Origin of the sequence: Microbacterium mcarthurae (genome assembly GCF_046064585.1) — a bacterium.
Classification (GTDB): Bacteria; Actinomycetota; Actinomycetes; order Actinomycetales; family Microbacteriaceae; genus Microbacterium; species Microbacterium mcarthurae.
On record NZ_JAROCE010000002.1, the window covers coordinates 108415 to 131785 of the forward strand.

Genomic DNA, 23371 nt, shown 5'->3' on the forward strand with positions numbered 1-23371 from the left:
GCGCCCGGGCACAACGCCCCACCACCGCTCGACCCGCCTCCGAGCGCGGCCGCGCGGGCCCTAACTCAGCCGCGCGGACCGGAGCTCTGGCGCACGACCAGCGACGTGGGGACCAGCGTGCGCGCGTGCGTGCCGCCGACCCCCTCGATGTCGGCGATGAGCGCGCTCATGGCCTCCTCGCCGACCCGGCCGAAGCTCTGCCGCACGGTGGTGAGCGGAGGCCAGAAGTTGGCCGACTCGGGCATGTCGTCGAAGCCGACGACGCTCACGTCACCGGGAACCGCGCGCCCGGCCTCGTGCAGCGCGCGGATCACCCCGAGCGCCATCTGATCGTTGGCCGCGAAGACGGCCGTCACCTCCGGGTCCTGGGCGAGCACCGCGCCGATCCGATGCCCGGACTCGGCGGTCCAGTCACCGATCTGCGGCGGGGGCACGCGGCATCCACGCTCCTCCAGCGCTGCGTGCCAGGCAACGCGCCGCCGCTCCGCGGCGAAGGACTCCGGCGGTCCGGACACGTGCCAGACCGTCTCGTGACCGAGGTCGAGCAGATGCTCCGTGGCCAGCCGCGCTCCCTGCGCCTGGTCGTTGTCGACCACGGCGTAGGGGTAGTCGGCGCTCGAGTCGACCACGACGACCGGCAGCCCCGAGGGGATCGACAGCTCGTTCTCGCCGAGCCGGTGCGTCTCGATGAGGATCACGATGCCGTCGACGGCATGCTCCCGCAGACGCAGAAACGCCCCCGACACGTCGGACTGCGAGGCCGACTGCACGGTGATGAGGGTGATGGAGTATCCGGATGCCGCGGCCACCGACGCGAGCGCGTCCAGGGTGCGCGTGTTGCCGTACGAGCTCAGCGAGAACATGATGACGCCGATGCTGCGGAAGCGTCCCGAACGCAGCGCCCGCGCCGCGCTGTTCGGGCGGTAGCCGAGCGATGCCATGGCATCGAGCACGCGCTGACGGGTCTCGGGATCGACGTTGGCGCGATCGTTGGCGACGCGTGACACGGTCTGCCCCGACACGCCGGCAGCCGCGGCCACATCGGCCATCGACACCTCGCGACGCCGCCCGCGTCCTGCCGCCGGGCTCGACACCGTCGTCGTCTCGCTCATGTCTGCCCCCTCGGATGTTGACGTTGACATGCTAGCGGTCGCTGGGTATGTTTACGTCAACATCGCGGCGACCCGACCGAGATGCGCACCAACGAAGAGGCAATCGGACGATGACGACCACCGCGGCACCCCCACCCGCCCTGCGCACCCCGCGCCGTCGGCGGCGCGCCCGTATCGACGACCGCGGCTGGCTGTTCGTCGCCCCCTTCGCGATCGTTTTCGCTCTCGTCTTCCTCGCCCCCCTCGCCTACTCGCTGTACCTGAGCCTCTTCCGCGACCAGCTCATCGGAGGTAACGCCTTCGTCGGCTTCGCCAACTACGCCGCGGCCTTCAGCGACCCGAAGTTCTGGGACGGGTTCGGCCGCGTCTCGCTCTTCCTCGTCGTCCAGGTTCCGATCATGCTGCTGCTCGCCCTGGCGGCAGCGCTCGCGATCGACAGCGCACGCCTGCACGCCGCGGGGTTCTACCGCATCGTCATCTTCCTGCCCTACGCCGTTCCCGCCGTCGTCGCCGTCCTCATGTGGGGCTATATCTACGGCGACCAGTTCGGCCTCACGCGCAACCTCAACGACCTGCTCGGCGGATCCGTCATCCAGCCGTTCGTCCCCGAGTGGATGCTCGTCTCGATCGGCAACATCGTCACGTGGCAGTTCGTCGGCTACAACATGCTCATCTTCTACTCGTCGCTGAAGACGATCCCCGGTGAGCTCTACGAGGCGGCATCCATCGACGGCGCGGGAGCCTGGCGGACGATCTTCTCCATCAAGATCCCCGCCGTTCGCGGCGCCGTCGTGATCGCCACGATTTTCTCGATCATCGGCAGCTTCCAGCTCTTCAACGAGCCGAACATCCTCAAGCCCCTGGCGCCCAACACCATCACGACGTTCTTCACGCCGAACATGTACGCCTACAACCTCTCGTTCGCGGGGCAGCAGTACAACTACGCGGCCACGGTCGCCATCATCATGGGCGTCATCACCGCCGTCATCGCCTACGTCGTGCAGCTGCGCGGCTCACGTCAGGAGGCGCGATGACCACCGCGACCGCACCCCGCACCGACACCGTTTCCGTCACCACGGCGCGCTCCGGCCGTGGCCTCGCGCGCACCTCACCGACCCAGAGCAGGAAGTCGCTCGTTCTCAGCATCGTGATGGGTCTGTACCTGCTCTATACCCTGGTGCCGCTGTTCTGGCTCGTCATCAACGCGACCAAGACCCAGCCCGATCTGTTCACCACATTCGGCCTCGGACCCGGCAACAGCTTCGCCCTCTTCGACAACATCGCGCAGACCCTCAGCTACCGGGACGGCATCTTCCTGCGCTGGCTCGGCAACACCCTGCTCTACGTCGTCGTCGGCGCCGGCGGTGCGACGCTGCTCGCGACGCTCGCGGGATACGGCCTGGCGAAGTACAACTTCCGCGGACGCAAGGCCGTGTTCGCGGTCGTTCTCGGCGCCATCGCCGTCCCCGGTACGGCTCTGGCCGTGCCGACCTTCCTGCTGTTCAGCCAGCTCGGCCTGACGAACACCCCCTGGGCGATCATCATCCCGTCGCTCATCAGCCCGTTCGGCCTCTACCTCATCTGGGTGTACGCGACGGATGCCATTCCCACCGAGCTGCTCGAGGCCGCGCGAATGGACGGCGCCGGCGAGTTCCGTACGTTCTTCACGATCTCCATCCGACTGCTCACCCCCGGCATCGTCACGGTGCTGCTGTTCGCGGTGGTGGCGACGTGGAACAACTACTTCCTGCCCCTCATCATGCTGAGCGACCCGGCCTGGTATCCCCTCACGGTCGGCCTCAACCAATGGAACGCGCAGGCCACGGGTGTCGGCGCCCAGCCGATCTACAACCTCGTGATCACCGGCGCCCTGCTCTCGATCATCCCGATCGTGGCGGCCTTCCTCGTCCTGCAGCGCTTCTGGCAGTCCGGCCTCAGCGCCGGAAGCGTCAAGCAGTGACCTCGACTCCCTCCCGAACCCGGTGCGTCCCGCCCCGGAATCCCGCAACACCATCCACAACAACGAAGTGAAGGAACCCCGATGACATTCATGCGCAAGCGCAACGCCGCGCGGCGGGCCGTGTTCGCTCTCGCCGCCACCGCGCTCTCGGTGGGCGCCCTGACCGCCTGCTCCGGCGGCGGGGCAGGCGGCAGCAATGGCGGCAGCGCCGACGACATCGAGAAGGCGCTCGAGGAGGGCGGCGAGATCACGTACTGGTCGTGGACGCCGTCGGCCGAGGCCCAGGTCGAGGCTTTCCAGAAGAAGTACCCCAACGTGAAGGTCAACTACGTCAACGCCGGCACGAACACCGAGGAGTACACCAAGCTCCAGAACGCGATCAAGGCCGGCTCGGGCGCTCCCGACGTCGTGCAGATCGAGTACTACGCCTTCCCGCAGTTCGCCCTGTCGGATTCGCTCCTCGACCTCGCGCCCTACGGCTTCGGCGACCTCGCCAGCGACTACAGCCCCGGAACGTGGGGCTCGGTCGAGTTCGACGGCAAGATCTACGGTCTGCCGCAGGACTCCGGCCCCATGGCCCTGTTCTACAACAAGGAGGTCTTCGACCAGTTCGGCATCGCCGTCCCCACCACGTGGGACGAGTACGTCGCCGCGGCCGAGAAGCTCCACGCCGCCGACCCCACCAAGTACATCACCGCCGACACCGGTGACTCCGGCTTCACCACCAGCATGATCTGGCAGGCCGGCGGCACGCCGTTCCAGACCTCGGGCACTGACGTCACGATCGACCTCCAGGACGAGGGCTCGAAGACCTTCGCCGACAACTGGAACCGCCTCGTCGAGGGCGGCCTGCTCTCCGACACCCCCAGCTGGAGCGACGAGTGGTTCAAGGGCCTCGGTGACGGCTCGATCGCTTCGCTCGTGATCGGCGCCTGGATGCCGGGCGTGCTGGAGTCCTCGGTTCCCGACGGCGCGGGCAAGTGGGCCGTCGCTCCGATCCCCACGTACGACGGCACCCCCGTCACGGCCGAGAACGGCGGCGGTGGCCAGGCCGTGACCAAGCAGAGCAAGAACCCGGCGCTGGCCGCGGGCTTCCTGAAGTGGCTGAACAACGACGAGGAGAGCCTGAAGATCTTCGCCGAGTCGGGTGGATTCCCCTCCACGACCGCGCAGCTGAGCGACCCGGCGTTCGTCGACCAGGAGTCGGAGTACTTCGGTGGCCAGAAGATCAACCAGGTGCTGACGCAGGCATCGAGCGAGGTCCGCGAGGGCTGGAGCTACCTGCCGTTCCAGGTGTACGCGAACAGCATCTACGGCGACACCGTGGGTCAGGCCTACGCCACCCAGGGCGACCTCAACGAGGGTCTCGCCGCCTGGCAGGAGCAGCTGGTCCAGTACGGCAACGACCAGGGCTTCGCCGTCAACAAGTAAGCCGATGATCGGGGGCGGGTCGCAGCGTGCGCGAGCGACCCGCCCCTTCCCTTCCCGCTCCAGGAGAGCCGCATGACCTCCCCCACCCGCATCTCGATCGATCCGCGCACCCCCGGCGCCGAGGTTCCGCGTCGTCTGTTCGGCACGTTCGTCGAGCACATGGGACGCTGCGTCTACGACGGCATCCACTCGCCCGGCCACGCCACGGCCGACGAATCCGGCTTTCGCGCCGACGTCCTCGCCCTCGTCCGCGAACTCGGCGCGACGGTCGTGCGCTATCCCGGCGGCAATTTCGTGTCCGGCTACCGCTGGGAGGACGGGGTCGGTCCCCGCGCCGAGCGTCCGGTGCGGTTGGATGCCGCGTGGCACAGCACCGAGACCAATCAGGTGGGTCTGCACGAGTTCGCCGAGTGGGCGGATGCCGCGGGCCTGGAGGTCATGGAGGCGGTCAACCTCGGCACGCGCGGCGTCGTCGAGGCCGCCGACCTGCTCGAGTACGCCAACCACCCCTCCGGTACCGCGCTGAGCGACCGGCGTCGCACGAATGGACGCGACGACCCCTTCGGCATCCGGCTCTGGTGCCTGGGCAACGAGATGGACGGGCCCTGGCAGATCGGCCACAAGACCGCCGACGAGTACGGGCGCCTCGCCGCCGAGACCGCGCGGATGATGCGGTTCCTCGACCCCGCGATCGAACTCGTGGCCGCAGGCAGCTCCAACCACGAGATGCCGACGTTCGGCGACTGGGAGCGCACGGTGCTCCGCCACACGGCGGGCCTCGTGGATCACATCTCGGTCCACGCGTACTACGAGCAAGACCCCGACGACCCGCAGAGCTTCCTCGCCAGCGGCGCCGCCCTCGACCGCTACATCGGCGAGGTCGCCGACATCATCGACGAGGTCGACGCGCGCACGCCCTATGGCGCACGTGTCGGCATCAGCGTCGACGAGTGGAACGTGTGGAACCAGACGCGCTGGAACGAGGTCGACAAGCCTCGTGTCTTCACGGGAGACTGGCCCGTCGCGCCGCGCCTCATCGAGGACGACTACACCGTCACCGACGCCGTCGTCGTCGGTTCGCTGCTGATCACCCTGCTGCGCCGTGCAGACCGCGTGTCGATGGCGAACCTCGCGCAACTGGTCAACGTCATCGCCCCCATCCGGACCGAACCCGGCGGCGGACCTGCGTGGCGTCAGACGACGTTCCACCCCTTCCGCCTGACCGCGGAGGCCGCGACCGGCCACGTCGTCCCCGTCGAGGTCGACGGGGCGCGAATCTCCACCTCCCGGCACGGTGACGTCGACGCCGTCGATGCCATCGCCACCGTCGACGGCGACATCGCCCACGTCTTCCTCGCGCACCGCTCACTCGACACCCCGACCGAGGTCGCGATGGACCTCGGCCCAGTGGCATCCGCCGAGGCCGTCGTGCTCACCGTCCCCGAGGGCGGCGACCGTCACACCACGAACTCCGCCGACGCCGAGCCGGTGGCCCCCGCGTCTCTGGCGGTGGAGGTCGTCGACGGCATCCTGCGCTTCACCCTCCCCCCGCTCGCCTGGGCGCGCGTTCGCGTGCAGCTGGCCTCCTGACCCGAGAGAGAACGTGACCACCTTCACCATCGGCGAGACCGACTTCCTGCTGGACGGCGAACCCTTCCAGGTCATCTCCGGCACGCTGCACTACTTCCGCATCCATCCCGAACACTGGGCGGACCGCATCCGCACGGCCAAAGCGATGGGCCTGAACACCATCGAGACGTATGTCGCGTGGAACGCGCACGAGCCGGTGCGGGGCGAATGGGATGCCACGGGTTGGAACGACCTCGGACGCTTCCTCGACCTCGTCGCGGCCGAAGGCCTGCACGCCATCGTGCGCCCGGGCCCCTACATCTGCGCCGAGTGGCACAACGGCGGTCTGCCCGTCTGGCTGACCTCGACCCCGGGGATCGGTCTCCGCCGTTCGGAACCGCAGTACCTCGCCGCCGTCACGGAGTACCTGGAGCGCGTGTACGAGATCGTCGCGCCCCGCCAGATCGATCGCGGCGGCACCGTCGTGCTCGTGCAGATCGAGAACGAGTACGGCGCGTACGGCTCTGACAAGGACTACCTTCGTGAGCTCGTCCGCGTCACCCGCGACGCCGGGATCACGGTGCCGCTGACGACCGTCGACCAGCCGATGCCGTGGATGCTCGAGAACGGCAGCCTCCCCGAGCTGCACCTCACCGGTTCGTTCGGCTCCCGCTCCGCCGAACGCCTCGAGACCCTGCGCGAGCACCAGCCGACCGGTCCGCTCATGTGCTCGGAGTTCTGGGACGGATGGTTCGACTGGTGGGGCAGCATCCACCACACGACCGACCCCGCGGCATCCGCCCACGATCTCGACGTCCTGCTGGCCGCCGGAGCGTCGGTGAACATCTACATGGTGCACGGCGGCACGAACTTCGGCACCACGAACGGCGCGAACGACAAGGGCCGCTTCGACCCGATCGTCACGTCCTACGACTACGACGCCCCGATCGACGAGGCGGGTCACCCGACGGCGAAGTTCCACGCGTTCCGCGACGTCATCGCGAAGTACGCGCCGGTGCCCGAGGTGGCGCCCCGCGCGCGCCCGGACGCCCCGACCTTCGACGTGGCGCTCTCGGGCGAGGGCGACTGGATGCCGGCATCCTCCGGTGCCGTCTCCGACGACCCCGCGACGTTCGAGGAGCTCGGGTATCTCGGCCCTCTCGTGCGCTACGACGTCGACCTCCCCGCCTTCGACGGTCGCGCCGTTCTCGCCTTCGCCGAGGTACGGGACCTCGCGTGGGTCCACGTCGACGGCGTGCCGGTCGGACGTCTCTCCCGCACGCTTCATGAACGGGCGCTGGCGGTCCCGGAAGGCACGCGGCTCACCGTCCTCGTCGAGGATCAGGGCCGCGTGAACTACGGGCATCGCCTCGGCGAGGCGAAGGGCCTCATCGGCGGCGCGACCCTCGACGGCGCCCCGCTCACCGGGTGGACCGCGACGCCCGTCGACCTCGCATCCGCCGCGGGGACCGGCGCCGGGACGACGGGTCGGTCGCTGTTGCGGGGCACGTTCGACCTCGACGCGCCCGCCGATCTGTTCCTCGACACGGCGGCGTGGGGCAAGGGCTTCGCTTTCGTGAACGGCTTCTTCCTCGGCCGCTACTGGCGAAGCGTCCCGCAGCGGACGCTGTACGTCCCCGCGCCGGTGCTGCGCGCCGGGGCGAACGAGATCGTCGTGCTCGAGCTCGAGCAGGCCGTGGAGCCCGTGGTCCGTTTCGTCGCCCAGCCGTCGCTGGGGCAGCTCGAGGAGTAGGCACCGGGCGTTCGGGGCGGGATCCGTGCACCGGGGCGTTCGGTGACCGCCCCGGTGCACGATTTGCGCCCCGCCGCCGAGGGGACGCGCGCAAGCCGCGGGGCGACGGGAGTTCAGCGGGTGCTGTCGCGGACGATGAGGGCCGCGGGGACCGTCTCGCTGGCGTGCGCGCCGCCTTCGATCGCGGCGACGAGCGCCTGCACGGCCCGCGCACCGAGGGCGTCGAAGTCCTGCCGCACGGTCGTCAGCGGGGGCCGGAACTCGGCGGCATCCACGATGCCGTCGAAGCCGACGACCGCGACGTCGTGCGGGACGCGCCGCCCCGCATCGGCGAACGCCCGCAGCGCGCCGAGCGCCATCTGATCGTTCGCGACGAACACCGCCGTCGCGTCCGCGAGCGCCGCGACGGCCGCATGACCGGATGCCGAGGTCCAATCGCCGCGCACGGGCTCGGGCACTCGCCGCCCCGCGTCGTCGAGCGCGGCGCGCCATCCCCGCTCGCGTTCGGTCGCGGCGAAGGACCGCGCGGGACCCGCGATGTGGTGCACGGTGCCGTGGCCGAGCGCGAGCAGGTGCTCGACCGCCGCGCGCGCACCGGCCGCGTGGTCGGTCTGCACGATCGAGAACCGCTCGTCGGGCGGCGAGTCGACGACCACGAGATGCAGGTCGCCCGGCGGGTCGACGTCGCGGGCGAGCTCGGTCGCCTCGTTGAGCACGACGGCCCCGTCGACGCCCTGCGAGCGCAGACGGGCGAAGGCCTCGCGGATGTCGCGCTCCCCCACCGTGACCACCGCGAGCGCGTAGTCGCGTGCCGCGGCGGCTTCGGAGATCGCCTGCAGCATGCGGGAGTTGCCGACGGATGCCAGGGTCGACACAACCAGTCCGATGGTGGAGGTCTGCCCGGTGCGCAAGGCGCGGGCCGCGCGGTGCATGCGATACCCGAGGTCGCTCATGGCCCGCTCCACGCGTGCACGGGTTGCGGGATCCACGCGCGGACTGCCGTTCGCGACGCGCGAGACCGTCTGCGCGGACACACCGGCCGCCGCGGCCACATCCGCCATCGATACGCGCATTCCACCCCCTCGTGTTGACGATATCACGCCCGGTCTGTAGCGTGTTATCGTGAACACGGACAACCCCCTGCCGGTGACCCTCGGCGCCGGAGTCGTCAAGCGCCCCACGCGCTTGGCCGATGGTCGCGAGCTCATCTACTTCGACGACGCCGACACCACGCTCGGCGCCGAGCGCTCCGTCGACGCCCGCACGCTCGACCCCCGGCCCACGACGGCGACCATGCGGCAGGACGTGCTCACCGGCGACTGGATCACCGTGGCATCCAATCGTCAGAACCGTGCCTTCCTGCCTCCCGCGCACCTCGACCCGCTGGCGCCGCAGACGCCGACGAATCCGTCCGAGATCCCCTCGCGCTACGACGTGGCGGTCTTCGAGAACAAATCCCCCTCGTTCGGCCCCGCGCTCGACATCGCCACCGGCGACGCCCCCGCGGCGATCGATCCGCCCCGCGACGACGACGACCTCGAGCACCTGGGCCTCGGCCGCACCCGCACCTCCGTCGGGCGGTGCGAAGTCGTGTGCTTCAGCCCCGAGCACGAGGGCTCGTTCGGCACGCTCTCCCGCACCCGCGCCCGCACCGTCATCGAGGCGTGGGCCGACCGCACGGCGGCGCTGTCGGCGCTTCCCGGCATCCGGCAAGTGTTCCCGTTCGAGAACCGTGGGCAGGAGATCGGCGTCACCCTCCCCCACCCGCACGGCCAGATCTACGCCTACCCGTACGTCACGCCGCGCACGCAGCGTCTGCTCGACACCGTCGCGCGCACCTCCCCCGACCTGTTCCAGCGCATCCTCGAGTTCGAGGCATCCGGTCCGCGCGTCGTACTGCGCGGCGAGCACTGGACCGCGTTCGTTCCGTTCGCGGCGAGGTGGCCCATCGAGGTGCACGTGCTGCCGCACCGGCACGTCGCCGACCTCGCCGAGACGACGGATGCCGAGCGCGACGAGCTCGCCCCGTTCTACCTGCGGCTGCTGCGGGGCATCGACGCCCTGTACGACACCCCCACGCCGTACATCGCCGCGTGGCACCAGGCTCCGGTCGGGCGTGCGCGCGACAGGGTGCGGCTGAACCTGCAGATCACGTCGCCGCGTCGCGCGGCCGACAAGCTCAAGTACCTCGCCGGATCCGAGGCCGCCATGGGCGCCTGGATCGGCGACATCACCCCCGAGGCGCAGGCCGACCGTCTGCGCGCCGCCATCGACACCGTTCCGGAGGTGACGGCATGACCGCCGTCGACGACGCCCGCGCCCTGCTCGCCCGTCCCGCCGTGGGGGTGTGGTCCGCGCCCGGGCGCGCGAACCTCATCGGCGAGCACACCGACTACAACGAGGGCTTCGTGCTGCCGTTCGCGATCGCGCAGAGGACGGTCGCCGCCGTCGCGCTCCGCGACGACGACGTCATCCGTGTGCGCTCGACGTTCGCCCCCGGCTCGGTCGAGGTGTCGCTCGCCGAGCTCGACGCCCGCATCGCCGCCGGCGGGCTCGACTGGGCGGGGTACCCGTTGGGCGTGGCGTGGGCGCTGCGCACCGCGGCGCCGGATGCCGCCCCCCGCGGCGTCGACATCGCCCTCGCGTCAGAGGTGCCGGTGGGCGCGGGGCTGTCGTCGTCGGCCGCGATCGAGGGCGCCGTGGCATCCGCCCTCAACGACGTGTGGAACGCCGGGCTCGACAAGATCGCGCTCGCGCGGGTGGGCCGCACGGCGGAGAACGACGCGGTCGGAGCCCCCACCGGGATCATGGACCAGATGGCGTCCATGCTGGGCGAGGCCGACGCGGCGACGTTCCTGGACTGCCGCACGCTCGAGACCCGGCCGGTCGCCCTCGGCTTCGACGAGGCCGGGCTCGCGATCCTCGTCGTCGACACCCTCGTCGAGCACGCGCATTCCTCGGGCGGCTACCGCGAACGCCGCGCCTCGTGCGAGCAGGGTGCGGCGGCGTTCGGCGTCCCGGCCCTCCGCGACCTCACGGTCGACGATCTGCCCCGCGCCGCGGAGATCCTCGACGACGTGACCTTCCGCCGTGTGCGCCACATCGTCACCGAGAATCAGCGCGTCCTCGACACCGTGGCGGCCCTCGACGCCGACGGGCCGACCGCGATCGGCGACCTGCTCACGGCGTCGCACGCCTCGATGCGCGACGACTTCGAGATCTCGGTGCCCGAGCTCGACCTCGCCGTCGAGACGGCCCTGTCCGCCGGCGCGCTCGGGGCGCGCATGACCGGCGGCGGCTTCGGTGGCGCCGCGATCGCGCTGATCCCCACCGAGCTCGTCCCCGCGGCGACCGAGGCGGTGCACGCCGCGTTCGCGGCATCCGGCTTCCGCGCCCCGAACGTGTTCACGGTGACGCCGTCCGAGGGCGCCCGCCGCGACGCCTGACACCCCCGGTGCGTGAGTCGCCAGGATTTGTCGCCGGCGAGTCATCGCGGGCGACAAATCCTGGCGACTCACGCGTTGAGGCGGGCGGCGTCAGCCGACCCAGGCGGTGGCGTCGGGCGGAAGCAGCCCCTCGATCAGCGGCTCCGACGAGAACAGAAGCTCGCCGGGTGGCAGCACGACCGGGCCGTCCCCCATCGCCACGACGACGCTCACCCCACCGCTGCGTCGCGCGATGAGGCGCACGGGGGTGTCTCTCGCCGCGGTGCCGCCGTCGTCCGCTCTCCACGACACCCCCTCGCCGGTCGAGAATCTGCCGGACGCGTGCAGGTCGGACCGTCGCACCGTGGCCCGGCGGAACAGCGCCAGACTGGAATCGTCCGAGCCCTCCTGCGTTTCGACGGAGAAGCGCCCCCACCCCTCGGGCGTCGGCAACCACGACCGCTCCCCCGTGGAGGGGGAGAAACCGTGCGCACCGTCGGCGTCGGCCGACCAGGGCAGGGGAATGCGCGCGCCGTCACGGCTGACGCCCCCGTGGTGCCACATCGGATCGACACGATCCGCCAGCGGCACGTCGACCTCGGGCAGGCCGAGTTCCTGTCCCTGAAAGACGTACACGGCGCCGGGAAGCCCGAGCAGAGCCGCCAGCGCAGCCCTCGCCCGGCGCCGGCCGCGTACTCCGCCTCCGAACCGGGTCGCGGTCCGCACGATGTCATGGTTCTCGAGCGCCCAGCTCGGCGATGAGCCCGTCTCGTCCCGCACACGCGCGAGCTGCGCGCCGACCTCCTGCCAGCTCGCGGCATCCCACCCGAGCTTGATGAAGGCGAACGCGAAGGTCTGGTGGAGCTCGTCCGGCCGGGTGTAGCGCGCCGACCGCTCCGGAGGCAGATTCACCTCCCCGACGAGCAACCGGCTCGGCGAATACGAGTCGGCCACGCGTCGCCAGTGCCGGTAGACGTCGTGCACCGGTTCCTGGTCCATGGCGAGCGGGTTCGACCGCAGCCCGTCGATGACGGTCGGCACGGTCGGCGAGTCGGGCAGCCCTTCGGCCTTGAACAGGCCGTGCGCAACATCGACACGGATGCCGTCGACGTCGCGGTCGAACCAGAAACGCAGCACCCGCTCGAAGTAGTCGCCGACGCGCGGGTTCTCCCAGTTCCAGTCGGGCTGCCCCGGTGAGAACAGGTGCAGATACCACTCGGGGTCCGTCTGCGAACCCGGGGCGGCACGGTGCCACGCGGGGCCGCCGAAGACGCTGAGCCAGTTGTTCGGCGGGAGTTCGGATGCCTCGCCCCGGCCACGCCGGAACACGAACAGGTCACGCTCGGGCGATCCCGGGCCCGCGGCGACCGCCGCTTCGAACAACGGGTTCTCGACCGACGTGTGGTTGGGCACGATGTCCACGAGGACGCGCAGTCCGTGGGCGTGCGCGGATGCCAGGAGCTCATCGAAGTCGGCGAGAGTGCCGAACAGGGGGTCGACATCGCAGTAGTCGCTGATGTCGTAGCCCTGATCCTCCTGCGGCGAGCGTTGGAACGGGGTCAGCCAGAGGCCCTCCACACCCAGCGACGCCAAGTAGGGCAGACGCGCGATGATCCCGCGTAGATCGCCCACCCCGTCGCCGTCCGCATCGGCGAACGACCGGGGATACACCTCGTACACGACGGCGTCGTCCCACCACCCGCTCACTTGTTGGCGCCCGAGGTGAGCCCGTCGACGATGCGTCGTTGGAAGATGAGCACCATGATCATCAGCGGGATGGTCACGACCACTCCGGCCGCCATCTGCGCACCGAAGGGCGCCTGGAAGTCGCTCGCGCCGGTGAACTTCGAGATCGCCACGGTCGCCGTCTGGATCGCGGGGTCGTTGGCCATCGAGAGGGCGATGATGAACTCGTTCCACGAGTGGATGAAGGTGAGGATCGCGGTCGTGAACACCCCCGGCGCGGCGAGCGGCAGGAGGATCTTGGTGAAGGCCTGCCACTTCGTGCAGCCGTCGATCATGGCCGCCTGCTCGAGATCGTACGGAAGTTGCCGCATGAAGGTGGTCAGGTTCCAGACGGCGAGCGGGATCGCGAACGACAGGCTGGGCACGATCATCGCCTGGTAGGTGTTGATCCAGCCGATGTCGGTGAACAGCCGGAGCAGAGGCACGACGACCGCGATGCCCGGGAACATCGACGTCGCGATGATGACGGCGAGGATGCCCGTCTTGAACCGGAACTTCAGCCGGGCGATGGCGTAGGCGGCGAAGATCCCGAGCACGAGCGCCAGGACCGTCGTCGTTCCGGCCACGACGAGACTGTTCAGCAGCGACCGGCCGAAGTCGTTGGACGCGTCGAACACCTGCGCGTAGCTCTCGAGAGACCAGGTGGTGGGCAGCAACGAGGTGTCGAAGATGTCGTTGGTGGTGCGGAAGCTGGAGACCAGCATCCAGTAGAAGGGCGCGAGGCAGTAGACGGCGACGACCGCGATGCCCGCCGTTCGGGCGATCGTACCGCCGACGCGACGTGGCCGCTTGCGCGCGGCGCTCGCGGCGGGGGGTGCTTCCGCGAACACGGTCATCGTGACGCCTCCTTGGCTGCTCGTGCGGCCTGCTTGCGGGCCGCCTTCCGTTCCTGCTTGTCTGCGTCGCCCACGACATCGGCCCCGAGCACGCGGATGAACACGAACGCGATGACGGCGACGTACACGAGGAGGATGATCGCGAACGCCGACGCCGTGCCGTACTGCAACTGGTTCGACTCGTCCCACGCGAGGATCGACAGCGTCTCGACGGAACTCTTCCGCGGCCCGATCAGCACGAACGGCAGGTCGAACATCCGGAGGGCGTCGAGCATCCGGAACAGGACGGCGACGAGGAGCGCCGGCCGCACGAGCGGCAGAGTGATGGTGGTGAACTGCTTCCACGCGTTCGCGCCGTCGAGTTTCGCCGCCTCGTACACCTCCTCGGGGATGAGCTGCATTCCCGCCAGGACGAGCAGCCCGATGAACGGCGCGGTCTTCCACACCTCGGCGATGATGACCGCGGCCTGCGCGGCGAAGCCCTCGGCCGTCCATAGCACCTGGGTGTTCAAGAGATCGTTCGCGATGCCGTTGGACTGGAAGATCCAGCGCCACAGCAGGCCCGAGACGGCCGTGGGGATCGCCCACGGGATCAGGATGGCGGCGCGGAGGAATCCGCGTCCGCGGAAGGCGCGGTTCATGGCGACGGCGAACGCGACACCGATGACGGTCTCCAACGCGACCGTCACGAAAGTGAACAGCGTGGTGTTCCACAGAGCGTTGTAGAACCGACCGGACTCGGCGCCGGCGAAGATGTCGACGTAGTTGCCCAGCCCGACGAACGCCTCACCCTCCACGACGAAGCCGTCGGCATCCAGGCCGGACTCCGCCGCGAACAGCGACTGGTACACCGCCGACAAGAGCGGATAGGCGATCACGAGGGCGAGCACGAGGAAGGTCGGCGAAAGCAGCAAGCTCGCCATTCCCCCCTCTCGGGGCCCGCGCACCCGCGCGCGGGGGGAGGTCGGCCGGCGGGCGGGCCCCGGGGGAGTCGCCCGAGGGGCGATGGTGGTCGTCATCGGCGTCTGCTCAACCGTTCACGATCGCGGTGAGCGCATCCTGGAGGTCGGCCAGCGCCGTCTCCGGATCCTTGTCGCCGGTGAGGGCGGCGTAGATCTCGTCCTGGATGGCAGCGGTGGTGGCCCCGTAGGCGACGACCTTCGGACGCGGCTGGGCGTTCTCCAGGGAGGTGAGCAGCGTCGGCAGGTAGGGGTAGGTCGTCGTCACGGTCGGGTCCTCGAAGAACTCCGGGATGACAGGTGCACGCGAGCTGAGGGCGAGGCGCGCCTCCTCCTGCTCGCGGCTGGTGAAGAAAGCGATGAAGTCCACGGCCGTCGCCTTGTTCTCCGCGAAGCTCGAGATGGCGATGTTGCGGCCGCCGAGAGTGGAGACGCCGGGTCCGTTCTCGCCCGGGATCGCGCTGACGCCGAACTTCCCGGCGACGGCGGATGATCCATCGTCCGCGGACAGCGACTTGTAGATGTAGGGCCAGTTGCGGTGGAAGACGAGCCCACCCTCCTGGAACGCTTGACGACCCTGCTCCTCCTGGAAGGTGATGGCGTCACGGGGGATCATGCCGGAGGCGAATCCGTTCACGAGGAAGTCCAGAGCCGCGCGCGCCTCAGGGGTGTCGACCGTGGGCTGACCCTCGGCGTCGAACAGGGACCCCCCGGCGGAGGCCACCGCCTCGCTGAAGTTGACGGTGAGCCCCTCGTTCTTGTCGAACTGACCGGCGTAGCACGACATCCCGGCCGCGTCGGGGAGGGCGAGGACGGCGTCGCACGCGGACTGCATCTCGGCCCAGGTGCGCGGCGGCTCCGTGACTCCGGCGGCCGCGAGCAGATCGGTGCGCGAATACAGCAGCGCGCCGTCCGTGTAGTACGGGGCGCCGTAGAGAGTGTCGCGGTAGCTGGCGGCCTCCACGGTGGCGGGGACGAACTCGTCCACCGGCAGCGCGTCCTCCGGGAGGGCGGTGATCCACCGGTTCGCGGCGAACTCGCTCGTCCAGACCACGTCGAGGTTCAGCACCGAATAGGCGTCGCCTTCGACCTGGGCGTTCTGGACCATCTGCTGACGCTGCTGGTCGGCGTCGAGCGGGAGTTCGACCCACGTCACCTGCTCGTCGGGGTGGTCGGCGTTCCAGGCGTCGATGGTCGCCTGGGCGGCGCCGGAGGCGTCGGGGCTCGAGACGTACTGGATGGGACCTCGACCCTCCAGTTCCGCCTCTTCTGCCGGCGCGCTCGTTCCCGAGTCGGAGGCCGAACAGGCGGTGAGGGTGATCGCCGCGGTGGCGGCGAGCGCGAGGCCGACGAGTCGTCGATCACGGCGTCGTTGCATCATGATTGCTCCTTGTTGCGAGGGGGATTCGGTCGTGCGGGTCGGATCGGCGCCGTCGAGCCGCGCTCGATGAGCCGATGGGGCAGGATGCGAGGGACCGGGCCGGTGGAGGGCAGGCCGTCGGTCAGCAGCCGCTCGACCGCCAGCTCACCCATGCGTTCGAGCGGCTGAGCGATCGTGCTGAGGGCGGGGTGGACGTGCTGAGAGGTGCGGGTGTTGTCGAACCCCAGGACGGACACGTCGTCCGGAACACGCCGGCCGCGCCGCTGCAGCTCGTTCACGACGGCGGGCCCCATCTCGTCGCTGAGCGCGAAGACGGCGGTGAGCCCGGCATCCCGCGCCAGGAGGTCGGCGAGCGCGGGCGGAGCCGAGTCGTACAGCGAGTTGCCGTGGGCGATCACCGGCGCCAGAGCGGCTTCGGACATCGCCCGCAGGTAGCCGCGCTTGCGCGCGGTGTTCACCAGCACCGAGTCGGGATCACCGGCGAGAAGGCCGATGCGTCGGTGTCCGAGGGCGATCAGGTGTCGCGTGCCGTCGTAGGCGGCGACCTCGTCGTCGATGGCGAGGCTCGGGAAGCGCTGCCCATCGCGGATGGCGACGGACACGAGCGGGATGCCCGATCCGAGCGCGCGACGCATCTCGGGCGTGATCGCGGCGGAGATGAGGATCACGCCCGCTGCCCGATACGTGCGCAGGGTGCGCAGGTAGCCGGGGGCGAACGTCGATCCCGGGCCGGTCCTGCCGAGCATCACGGAGTAGCCGCGCACGCGGGCGGCCGCCTCGACACCGCTCATGATCTCGGATGCCAAGGCGTCCGACACCACCGGGGCGAGCACGCCGATGACCGCCGTCTGCTTCGTCCGGAGTCCGCGTGCCAAGGTGTCGGGCTCGTACCCGAGTTGCGCGATCGCGTCTTCGACGCGGCGCTGCGTCTCGGCGGAGTAGCCGATCAGTCCGTTGACGACGCGCGACACGGTGGCGGGCGAGACGCCGGCGACACGGGCGACATCACGAATCGTCGTCATGAGCCCTCCCTTGGGTCTGCCCGGCAGCGAACGCAATCGTTTGCGGGCTCGACGCTAGAAAATCGACCCCGAACCACGCAAACGTTTACGAAACGTCAGCGGGTCGGAGCAGGACGCCCGAAGCGAGCTGCCCGCCGTGAACGCCCCTGCCCCGGGGAACGCGCGCTGTGTGCGTTTCCCGGGGCAGGGGCGGTTCGCCGGAGGACCGGACGCGACCTACAGGTTCGGGACGACCTCGCGCTCGAACAGCGAGATGCCCGAGGTGTCGTAGGCCGCCTCCGGGAAGTACTGGATGGCGTAGCCGAGGCCGTGTTCGGCGCGCGCACGCAGACGCTCGACGATCTGCTCGGGGGTGCCGAACGTGTCGGAGGAGCGGTAGTCGGCCTCGATGGCATCCGCCCGCTCGTCACCGACGTGGGGACGCAGGCGCGCGACGACCGCGGCGAGGCGCTCGTCGGCCTCGGACTCGGTGGGCGCGATGATCGTGTTGAAGTTCGTCGAGCGGGTGATCTCGGTGAAGTCCCGTCCGAGGGTGTCGCAGTGGGCGCGCAGAACCTCCGACTTGTGCTCGAACTCCTCGAGCGAACCGCCGAAGTTCGTGTAGGAGGCGTACTTCGCCGCCACCTTGAGCGTGACCTTCTCGCCACCGCCCGCGATCCAGAGGGGGATGCCACCGGCCTGCAGCGGCTGCGGCTGAACGATGGCGCCATCGACCTGGTAGTACTTCCCGTCGAGGGTCGCCGAGCCCGAGGTCCAGGCCTGGTGCATGATCTCGACGCCCTCGCGGAGGCGCCCGAGGCGCTCGGCGATGGGCGGGAATCCGTATCCGTACGCGCGCCACTCGTGCTCGTACCAGCCGCCGCCGATGCCCATCTCGGCGCGACCGCCCGAGATGAGGTCGACCGTCGCGGCGACCTTGGCCAGGTACGCCGGGTTGCGGTATCCCATGCACGTGCACATCTGCCCCAGCCGCACGCGGTCGGTGACCGCCGCGAACGCGGCCATCAGCGTCCATGCCTCGTGCGTGGCCTCCGCGCTCGGCACCGGCGTGGTGTGGAAGTGGTCGTAGACCCAGATCGAGGCCCACGGGCCCTCGTCGGCACTCTGGGCGAGAGCGCTCATGGCGCGCCACTGCTCGGCGGGGTCGATGCCCACCAGATCGAAGCGCCAACCCTGCGGGACGAAGATGCCGAATTCCATGCGTTTCACCCTAGGCCCGTCTTCGGCGTGCGCGTCGCGTTTCGCCTCCGGGGCGCGACCGTCAGCCGCGGAACGCGGCCCCGGGCAGCCGCTTGCGCATCACCGCGACGGCGTCGGCATTGTCATCGATGAGCACCGAGTGCCGGCCGAGGGGCGCCGCGACGGCGCCGAGCGTGCCGCTGCCGGCGAACATGTCGAGCACCCGGTCGCCGGGGCGACTGGACGCCTGCACCATGCGGCGCAGCACCCCCTCGGGCTTCTGCGTCGGGTATCCCGTCTTCTCACGACCCGTGGTCGGCACGATCGTGTGCCACCACACGTCCGTGGGGAGCTTGCCGCGTGCCGCCTTCTCGGGGGTCACGAGCCCCGGCGCCATGTACGGCTCACGGTCGACGGCATCCGAATCGAAGAAGTACGCCGACGGGTTCTTGACGTACACGAGGATCGTCTCGTGCTTCGTCGGCCACCGGCGGCGCGTCTTCGCCCCGTAGTCGTAGGCCCAGATGAGCTCGTTGAGGAAACGCTCGCGCCCGAAGAGCGCGTCGCACATGACCTTGGCGTAGTGCACCTCGCGGTAATCCAGGTGCAGGTAGAGCGTGCCGTCATCGGCCAGGAGGCGCCAGGCCTCCTCGAGCCGCGGCTCGAGGAACCCCCAGTAGTCGTCGAACCGGTCGTCGTACGTCCGCAGGTCGCCGCGCAGCCGCGAATACTCACGACCGTGGAAACCGCGATGGATCACGGGGGCGGGCGCGGGCTCCTCTTCGCCGGGGAAGACGAGCATCGCCGGGTCACGGGGAGGTTCGGATGCCAGGACGAGCGGCTCCTCGACCTCCGCTGTCTCGTCCGCCGCCGGCGCCCGGCGGGCCGACTCCACCGCTTTCGATCGGGTGCGGCCGGTGTTGAACGGCGGGTCAAGGTACACGAGGGTGAACGAGCCGTCGGCGAGGGCCGGGGTCACGGCGAGGTTGTCGGCGTGGTGGATCTCGACGGTGCCGTGGTCGAGCACACCGGCCAGGGTCTGCCCGCTCACGGAACGCGCTGCAGCCACGCGTCGGTGGCGAACTTCGACGCGACGAGCGCCTCGGCCTCGGCGTACTCCTCTTCGGTGATGTGACCCGTGGTCGCACCGTAGAGCGTCGTGAAGGTGTCGATGAAGCGCTGGATGACGGCATCCCGCGGAAGACCCGTCTGACTGCGCAGGGGGTCGACGCGTTTCGCCGCCGAGACGGTGCCCTTGTCGCTCAGCTTCTCGCGACCGATGCGCAGCACCTCGGTGAGCATCTGACCGTCCATGTCGTAGCTGAGGGTCGCGTGGTGGAGCACCCCGCCGTTGGCGAGGCGCTTCTGCGCCGCTCCCCCGATCTTGCCGTGGGGGCCCGCGATGTCGTTGAGCGGCTGGTACACCGCGTCGATGCCGAGCGAGCGAAGAGCCTGCAGCACCCAGTCGTCGAGGAAGGCGTACGAGTCGGCGAACGTCATCCCCGCGACGAGCGAGGCGGGGACGTAGAGCGAGTAGGTGACGATGGAGTCCGCGGCCATCAGCATGGCGCCGCCGCCGGAGATGCGACGGACGACGTCGAAGCCGAACTTCGCAGCCCCGGCGGGGTCCACCTCGTTGCGCAACGACTGGAACGAGCCGATCACGACGGCGTTCTCGTTCCACTCCCACAGGCGCAACGTCGGTTTGCGCAGGCCCGCCCCCACCCGCGCGGTGAGCACCTCGTCGAGGGCGAGGTTCATGCGGGGAGAGACCGCCGCATCGTGCACGACCTCCCACTCGAAATCGCCCCAGCCCGGCGCGGTGACCAGAGCGCGGCGGATCGCCGTGGCGACGGCCTCGGGCGTGAACCCCAGCAGCTGCGCCCCCTCGGGCAGCGCGGCGCGGATCGCCGCGGCGATGGTCGGGACGTCGGACTCCACGGGCAGCCCGTTGACGGCCGCGTCGATGTCATCGAGGGCGTCGTCGGGCTCGAGGAAGAAGTCGCCCGCGAGGTGGAAGCCGGCGATGCGGCCGTCCTTCTCCTCGAGGTCGACGACGACCAGCTTTCCGCCGGGGACCTTGTACTCGCCGTGCATCCCCTCAGCCTACGGCGGACGACGGACGCACTGGGGTGCGGCGACCGCCGGATGCCGCGCCACGCGCAGCGCTCCCGGATGCCGCGGCGCCGCGGTGGCCCGGTGAGGGCGGTCAGGCTCGCGCCGGGAACCGGGTGTCGAGCCAGGCCAGCAGGTCGGCACGCACCTCGGCCTGCCGCACTTCGGCGAAGATCTCGTGGCGCGCGCCGGGATAGACCAGGGTCGTGACGTCGGTGAGTCCGGAACGCGTGCGATAGGCGTCCGCCAGCCGATGGACGCTGCGCGGCCCCCCGACGGTGTCGTCACGCCCGACCATGAGCAGCATCGGAACGTCGTGCCCGAGATCGCGCCGGGGGCGGCCGAGGAGCCTGAGGGTTTCGAGCGGGCCGAACAGCCGCAGGAGCGGAGTCGATGTCGTCAGAGGGTCGGCGACGAAGTCCCGCCCGACCTGCTCGTCGCTCGAGAGCCACTCCATGCCCGAGCCGCGCACGTGCTTCCACGGGGCGTTCAGGTCGCCCGCGTTGAGGGCACCGGGCCAGCGCAAGGCCGATCCGCTCAGGACGACCGCGTCGAAAGCATCCGGATGCCGGTCCACCAGCATCTGCGCGAGGAACGAACCCCACGAGTGCCCGAGGAGCACCAGCGGGAGATCGGGGTGGGCCTCGCGGATGATCTGCGTCAGGGTCCACACGGCGTCGCGCGCGGCACCGAGGCCTCCCGGGCCGAGCCGACCGAGCTTGCGGTGGTCACCGTTCCACTGGCGCAGGCCCGTGCGACCGTGTCCGCGGTGGTCGTCGGCGTAGACGGTGTAGCCGTCGGCGACGAGCGCCTCGATGAGCCTGTCGTACCGGCCCGCGTGCTCCCCCACCCCGTGCAGCAGCTGCACGACCGCCCGCGGCGACTCCGCCGGGTACACGTCGTAGACGATCGGGATGCCGTAGGCGTCGACGAACTCGGGCATGCGGCGAGTCTAGGGGCGGCGCTCGGCCGGAAAACGACGAAACGAACCGTTAGCAAGACTAATCAGATACGCTAACTATCGAGAACCATGAATGACCGCGTCGACGAATCCCCCCGATCCGACTCGCGTGACGCCCTCCGTTCCGCAGCCTCCGAGCTGCGGATGGCGACGTTCCGACTCGCCCGCCGCCTGCGCTCCCAACGCGCGGTCGACACCATGAGCGACGGACAGTTCGCCGTGCTCGCCGCGCTCACGATGCACGGTGAGCACACCCTCGGCCAGCTCGCGGAGCGCGAGCGCGTCACGGCCCCGTCGATGAACCGCACGGTTTCGCTGCTCGAGGAGGCGGGGTACGTCTCGCGCACCCCCGACGAGGACGACCGCCGCAAGGTCACGATCGCCCTGACGGATGCCGGTCGCCTCGTGGTCGACGAGACCGTTCGGCGTCGGGACGCCTGGCTCGAGCAGGCCCTGGCGGACCTGTCCGGCCATGAGCGGCAGACGCTCGCGGCGGCGGCCGAGATCATGCGAAAGGTGGCAGACACGTGAGTGCGATGTTCCGCTCGTTGTCGGTCTACAACTACCGCGTCTGGTTCGTCGGCGCGCTCGTGTCCAACATCGGCGCGTGGATGCAGGCGACGGCGCAGAACTGGGTGGTCCTGACCGAGCTCACCGCCAACGACGCCGCCGCCATGGGCGTGACGATGGCCCTGCAGTTCGCTCCCCCGCTGCTGCTGGTGGGGGTGACCGGGTGGGTCGCGGACCGCTTCGACCGCCGGAAGCTCATCATGTGCACGCAGGGCGCGATGCTGCTGCTGGCCGTCACGATCGGCATCCTGCTGGTGACGGGCGTGATGACGCTGCCCTTGATGTTCGTCTTCGCTCTCGCGCTGGGTCTGATCACGGCGTTCGACAACCCCGCGCGACAGGCCTTCGTCTCCGACCTCGTCGCGCGCGAGAACGCCTCGAATGCCGTCGCCCTCAACGCCGCCTCCTTCAACACGGCCCGGCTGATCGGGCCGGCCGTGGCGGGCCTGATGATCGTGGTCGTCGGAACCGGCTGGGTGTTTTTGGTCAACGCCGTGACATTCCTCGGCATGATCGCGGCGCTCCTGCTCATGAGACCTCACGAGCTGGTCGTCCACCACCGCCGCGGCGGACCCGCGCGTCTGGCGGACGGCTTCCGCTACGTCGCGAAACGTCCGGACCTCGTGGTGATCTTCGCCATGGTCTTCCTCCTCGGCGCGTTCGGCATGAACTTCCCCATCTTCGCGTCCACGATGGCGCTGGAATTCGGGCGGGGCGCCGACGGCTTCGGGCTGCTCAGCTCATTTGTCGCGATCGGTTCGCTCGCGGGAGCCCTGCTGGCCGCACGACGGGACCGCGCCCGCATGCGCGTGGTGATCCTGGGCGCCGGCGGCTTCGCCGTGGCATCCGGTCTCTCGGTGGTGGCGCCCAGCTACGAGACGTACGCGGCGACCCTCGTCCTCACGGGCTTCTGCGTCGTGACCATGCTCACCACGGCCAACGGCTACGTCCAGACCACCACCGATCCGGCGCTGCGCGGTCGCGTGCTCGCGCTCTACATGGCGATCCTGCTCGGAGGGACGCCGGTCGGAGCTCCCATCGTCGGAGCGGTCGCCGAGGAGCTCGGGCCGCGCGTGGCGATCGGTCTCGCCGCCGTCGTCGCCTTCATCGCGTGCGGGGTCGGGGTGACCTGGACGCTGGCGTCGGGGCGCCTGCACCGGCACGAGACCAAACGGTTCCGCCTGACCCTCGACGAGACGCGCCCGCTGGCCACCGTCCCGGTCGAGCCGGAGGACTTCAGCGACGAGATCGCGGGAACCACACCGATTCCGCTGCCGCCGACGGAGCGTCCCCGCGGCGCCGGCCGCACGCGACCCGACCCTCACCCGCGCCCCTCGGCCTGAGCGGACCGC

At 70.0% G+C, this 23371-nt stretch carries 20 protein-coding genes; 9 read left to right on the plus strand and 11 right to left on the minus strand.

Features of this window, described 5'->3' with window-relative positions:
- Positions 1-65: 65 nt before the first annotated feature.
- Positions 66-1112 (minus strand): LacI family DNA-binding transcriptional regulator, encoded by a 1047-nt coding sequence (locus P5G46_RS07145; RefSeq protein ID WP_375095177.1) that lies wholly within the window; start codon positions 1110-1112, stop codon positions 66-68.
- Positions 1113-1222: 110 nt separating this feature from the next.
- On the opposite strand from P5G46_RS07145, the gene P5G46_RS07150 reads away from it, so the two are divergent.
- The 5 genes from P5G46_RS07150 to P5G46_RS07170 all read left to right on the plus strand — a co-directional run bounded on the left by P5G46_RS07150 (position 1223) and on the right by P5G46_RS07170 (position 7825).
- The gene (locus P5G46_RS07150) at positions 1223-2146 is read left to right on the plus strand and encodes a carbohydrate ABC transporter permease (RefSeq protein WP_375095176.1); all 924 of its coding nucleotides are present in this window, start codon (positions 1223-1225) and stop codon (positions 2144-2146) included.
- Positions 2143-3072, plus strand: a complete 930-nt coding sequence (locus P5G46_RS07155) for a carbohydrate ABC transporter permease (RefSeq protein WP_408905334.1) — start codon at positions 2143-2145, stop codon at positions 3070-3072. The genes P5G46_RS07150 and P5G46_RS07155 overlap by 4 nt, the downstream gene beginning before the upstream one ends.
- A 90-nt stretch (positions 3073-3162) precedes the next feature.
- Positions 3163-4503, plus strand: a complete 1341-nt coding sequence (locus P5G46_RS07160) for an ABC transporter substrate-binding protein (protein WP_408905616.1) — start codon at positions 3163-3165, stop codon at positions 4501-4503.
- A 72-nt stretch (positions 4504-4575) separates the two neighbouring features.
- On the plus strand, positions 4576-6093 hold the full coding sequence (arfA, locus tag P5G46_RS07165; protein ID WP_408905335.1) for an arabinosylfuranosidase ArfA: 1518 nt from the start codon (positions 4576-4578) through the stop codon (positions 6091-6093).
- Positions 6094-6106: 13 nt separating this feature from the next.
- Positions 6107-7825, plus strand: a complete 1719-nt coding sequence (locus tag P5G46_RS07170) for a glycoside hydrolase family 35 protein (RefSeq protein ID WP_408905336.1) — start codon at positions 6107-6109, stop codon at positions 7823-7825.
- Between the two features lie 113 nt (positions 7826-7938).
- Here the strand turns inward: P5G46_RS07170 and P5G46_RS07175 are convergent, their stop codons facing one another.
- Complete coding sequence (locus tag P5G46_RS07175) at positions 7939-8898, minus strand: LacI family DNA-binding transcriptional regulator (protein ID WP_408905337.1); 960 nt, start codon at positions 8896-8898, stop codon at positions 7939-7941.
- Positions 8899-8947: 49 nt separating this feature from the next.
- Here P5G46_RS07175 and galT point away from each other — a divergent pair, with 49 nt between their 5' ends.
- Positions 8948-10123 (plus strand): galactose-1-phosphate uridylyltransferase, encoded by a 1176-nt coding sequence (galT, locus tag P5G46_RS07180; protein WP_408905338.1) that lies wholly within the window; start codon positions 8948-8950, stop codon positions 10121-10123.
- Positions 10120-11271, plus strand: a complete 1152-nt coding sequence (gene galK / locus P5G46_RS07185) for a galactokinase (protein ID WP_408905339.1) — start codon at positions 10120-10122, stop codon at positions 11269-11271. The genes galT and galK overlap by 4 nt, the downstream gene beginning before the upstream one ends.
- A 90-nt stretch (positions 11272-11361) precedes the next feature.
- Here the strand turns inward: galK and P5G46_RS07190 are convergent, their stop codons facing one another.
- The 9 genes from P5G46_RS07190 to P5G46_RS07230 form a co-directional block, all read right to left on the minus strand.
- The gene (locus P5G46_RS07190; protein WP_408905340.1) at positions 11362-12957 is read right to left on the minus strand and encodes an alpha-amylase family glycosyl hydrolase; all 1596 of its coding nucleotides are present in this window, start codon (positions 12955-12957) and stop codon (positions 11362-11364) included.
- Positions 12954-13832 (minus strand): carbohydrate ABC transporter permease, encoded by an 879-nt coding sequence (locus tag P5G46_RS07195; RefSeq protein ID WP_239276686.1) that lies wholly within the window; start codon positions 13830-13832, stop codon positions 12954-12956. The genes P5G46_RS07190 and P5G46_RS07195 overlap by 4 nt, the downstream gene beginning before the upstream one ends.
- Positions 13829-14755 (minus strand): carbohydrate ABC transporter permease, encoded by a 927-nt coding sequence (locus tag P5G46_RS07200; RefSeq protein ID WP_408905341.1) that lies wholly within the window; start codon positions 14753-14755, stop codon positions 13829-13831. The genes P5G46_RS07195 and P5G46_RS07200 overlap by 4 nt, the downstream gene beginning before the upstream one ends.
- Positions 14756-14861: 106 nt before the next feature.
- Entirely contained in the window at positions 14862-16172 is a 1311-nt protein-coding gene (locus P5G46_RS07205; RefSeq protein WP_408905342.1) for an ABC transporter substrate-binding protein, read from the minus strand.
- Positions 16169-17194, minus strand: coding sequence for a LacI family DNA-binding transcriptional regulator (locus P5G46_RS07210; protein ID WP_408905343.1), 1026 nt, complete (start codon positions 17192-17194; stop codon positions 16169-16171). Before P5G46_RS07210 ends, P5G46_RS07205 begins: the two co-directional genes overlap by 4 nt.
- Positions 17195-17410: 216 nt before the next feature.
- Positions 17411-18394: an LLM class F420-dependent oxidoreductase gene (locus tag P5G46_RS07215; protein WP_408905344.1), complete on the minus strand. Its 984-nt coding sequence runs from the start codon at positions 18392-18394 to the stop codon at positions 17411-17413.
- Positions 18395-18455: 61 nt separating this feature from the next.
- The gene (locus P5G46_RS07220; protein WP_408905345.1) at positions 18456-19424 is read right to left on the minus strand and encodes a DNA-methyltransferase; all 969 of its coding nucleotides are present in this window, start codon (positions 19422-19424) and stop codon (positions 18456-18458) included.
- The gene (gene lplAB / locus P5G46_RS07225) at positions 19421-20470 is read right to left on the minus strand and encodes a lipoate-protein ligase LplAB (RefSeq protein ID WP_375095163.1); all 1050 of its coding nucleotides are present in this window, start codon (positions 20468-20470) and stop codon (positions 19421-19423) included. The genes P5G46_RS07220 and lplAB overlap by 4 nt, the downstream gene beginning before the upstream one ends.
- Before the next feature lie 112 nt (positions 20471-20582).
- Positions 20583-21431, minus strand: coding sequence for an alpha/beta fold hydrolase (locus P5G46_RS07230; protein WP_408905346.1), 849 nt, complete (start codon positions 21429-21431; stop codon positions 20583-20585).
- A gap of 87 nt (positions 21432-21518) precedes the next feature.
- On the opposite strand from P5G46_RS07230, the gene P5G46_RS07235 reads away from it, so the two are divergent.
- On the plus strand, positions 21519-21980 hold the full coding sequence (locus P5G46_RS07235; RefSeq protein WP_239276720.1) for a MarR family winged helix-turn-helix transcriptional regulator: 462 nt from the start codon (positions 21519-21521) through the stop codon (positions 21978-21980).
- Positions 21981-21985: 5 nt separating this feature from the next.
- Positions 21986-23362, plus strand: a complete 1377-nt coding sequence (locus P5G46_RS07240) for an MFS transporter (RefSeq protein WP_408905617.1) — start codon at positions 21986-21988, stop codon at positions 23360-23362.
- The last annotated feature ends 9 nt before the right edge of the window (positions 23363-23371 follow it).

Excerpts from the sequence above, each read along its gene's own strand:
- lplAB (WP_375095163.1), bottom strand. The coding sequence starts at position 20,470 with ATGCACGGCGAGTACAAGGTCCCCGGCGGAAAGCTGGTCGTCGTCGAC.
- P5G46_RS07155 (WP_408905334.1), top strand. The coding sequence starts at position 2,143 with ATGACCACCGCGACCGCACCCCGCACCGACACCGTTTCCGTCACCACG.
- P5G46_RS07230 (WP_408905346.1), bottom strand. The coding sequence starts at position 21,431 with ATGCCCGAGTTCGTCGACGCCTACGGCATCCCGATCGTCTACGACGTG.
- P5G46_RS07200 (WP_408905341.1), bottom strand. The coding sequence starts at position 14,755 with ATGGCGAGCTTGCTGCTTTCGCCGACCTTCCTCGTGCTCGCCCTCGTG.
- P5G46_RS07215 (WP_408905344.1), bottom strand. The coding sequence starts at position 18,394 with ATGGAATTCGGCATCTTCGTCCCGCAGGGTTGGCGCTTCGATCTGGTG.
- P5G46_RS07160 (WP_408905616.1), top strand. The coding sequence starts at position 3,163 with ATGCGCAAGCGCAACGCCGCGCGGCGGGCCGTGTTCGCTCTCGCCGCC.
- P5G46_RS07210 (WP_408905343.1), bottom strand. The coding sequence starts at position 17,194 with ATGACGACGATTCGTGATGTCGCCCGTGTCGCCGGCGTCTCGCCCGCC.
- P5G46_RS07145 (WP_375095177.1), bottom strand. The coding sequence starts at position 1,112 with ATGAGCGAGACGACGACGGTGTCGAGCCCGGCGGCAGGACGCGGGCGG.
- P5G46_RS07205 (WP_408905342.1), bottom strand. The coding sequence starts at position 16,172 with ATGATGCAACGACGCCGTGATCGACGACTCGTCGGCCTCGCGCTCGCC.
- arfA (WP_408905335.1), top strand. The coding sequence starts at position 4,576 with ATGACCTCCCCCACCCGCATCTCGATCGATCCGCGCACCCCCGGCGCC.
- P5G46_RS07150 (WP_375095176.1), top strand. The coding sequence starts at position 1,223 with ATGACGACCACCGCGGCACCCCCACCCGCCCTGCGCACCCCGCGCCGT.
- P5G46_RS07235 (WP_239276720.1), top strand. The coding sequence starts at position 21,519 with ATGAATGACCGCGTCGACGAATCCCCCCGATCCGACTCGCGTGACGCC.
- galK (WP_408905339.1), top strand. The coding sequence starts at position 10,120 with ATGACCGCCGTCGACGACGCCCGCGCCCTGCTCGCCCGTCCCGCCGTG.
- P5G46_RS07195 (WP_239276686.1), bottom strand. The coding sequence starts at position 13,832 with ATGACCGTGTTCGCGGAAGCACCCCCCGCCGCGAGCGCCGCGCGCAAG.
- P5G46_RS07175 (WP_408905337.1), bottom strand. The coding sequence starts at position 8,898 with ATGCGCGTATCGATGGCGGATGTGGCCGCGGCGGCCGGTGTGTCCGCG.
- P5G46_RS07240 (WP_408905617.1), top strand. The coding sequence starts at position 21,986 with ATGTTCCGCTCGTTGTCGGTCTACAACTACCGCGTCTGGTTCGTCGGC.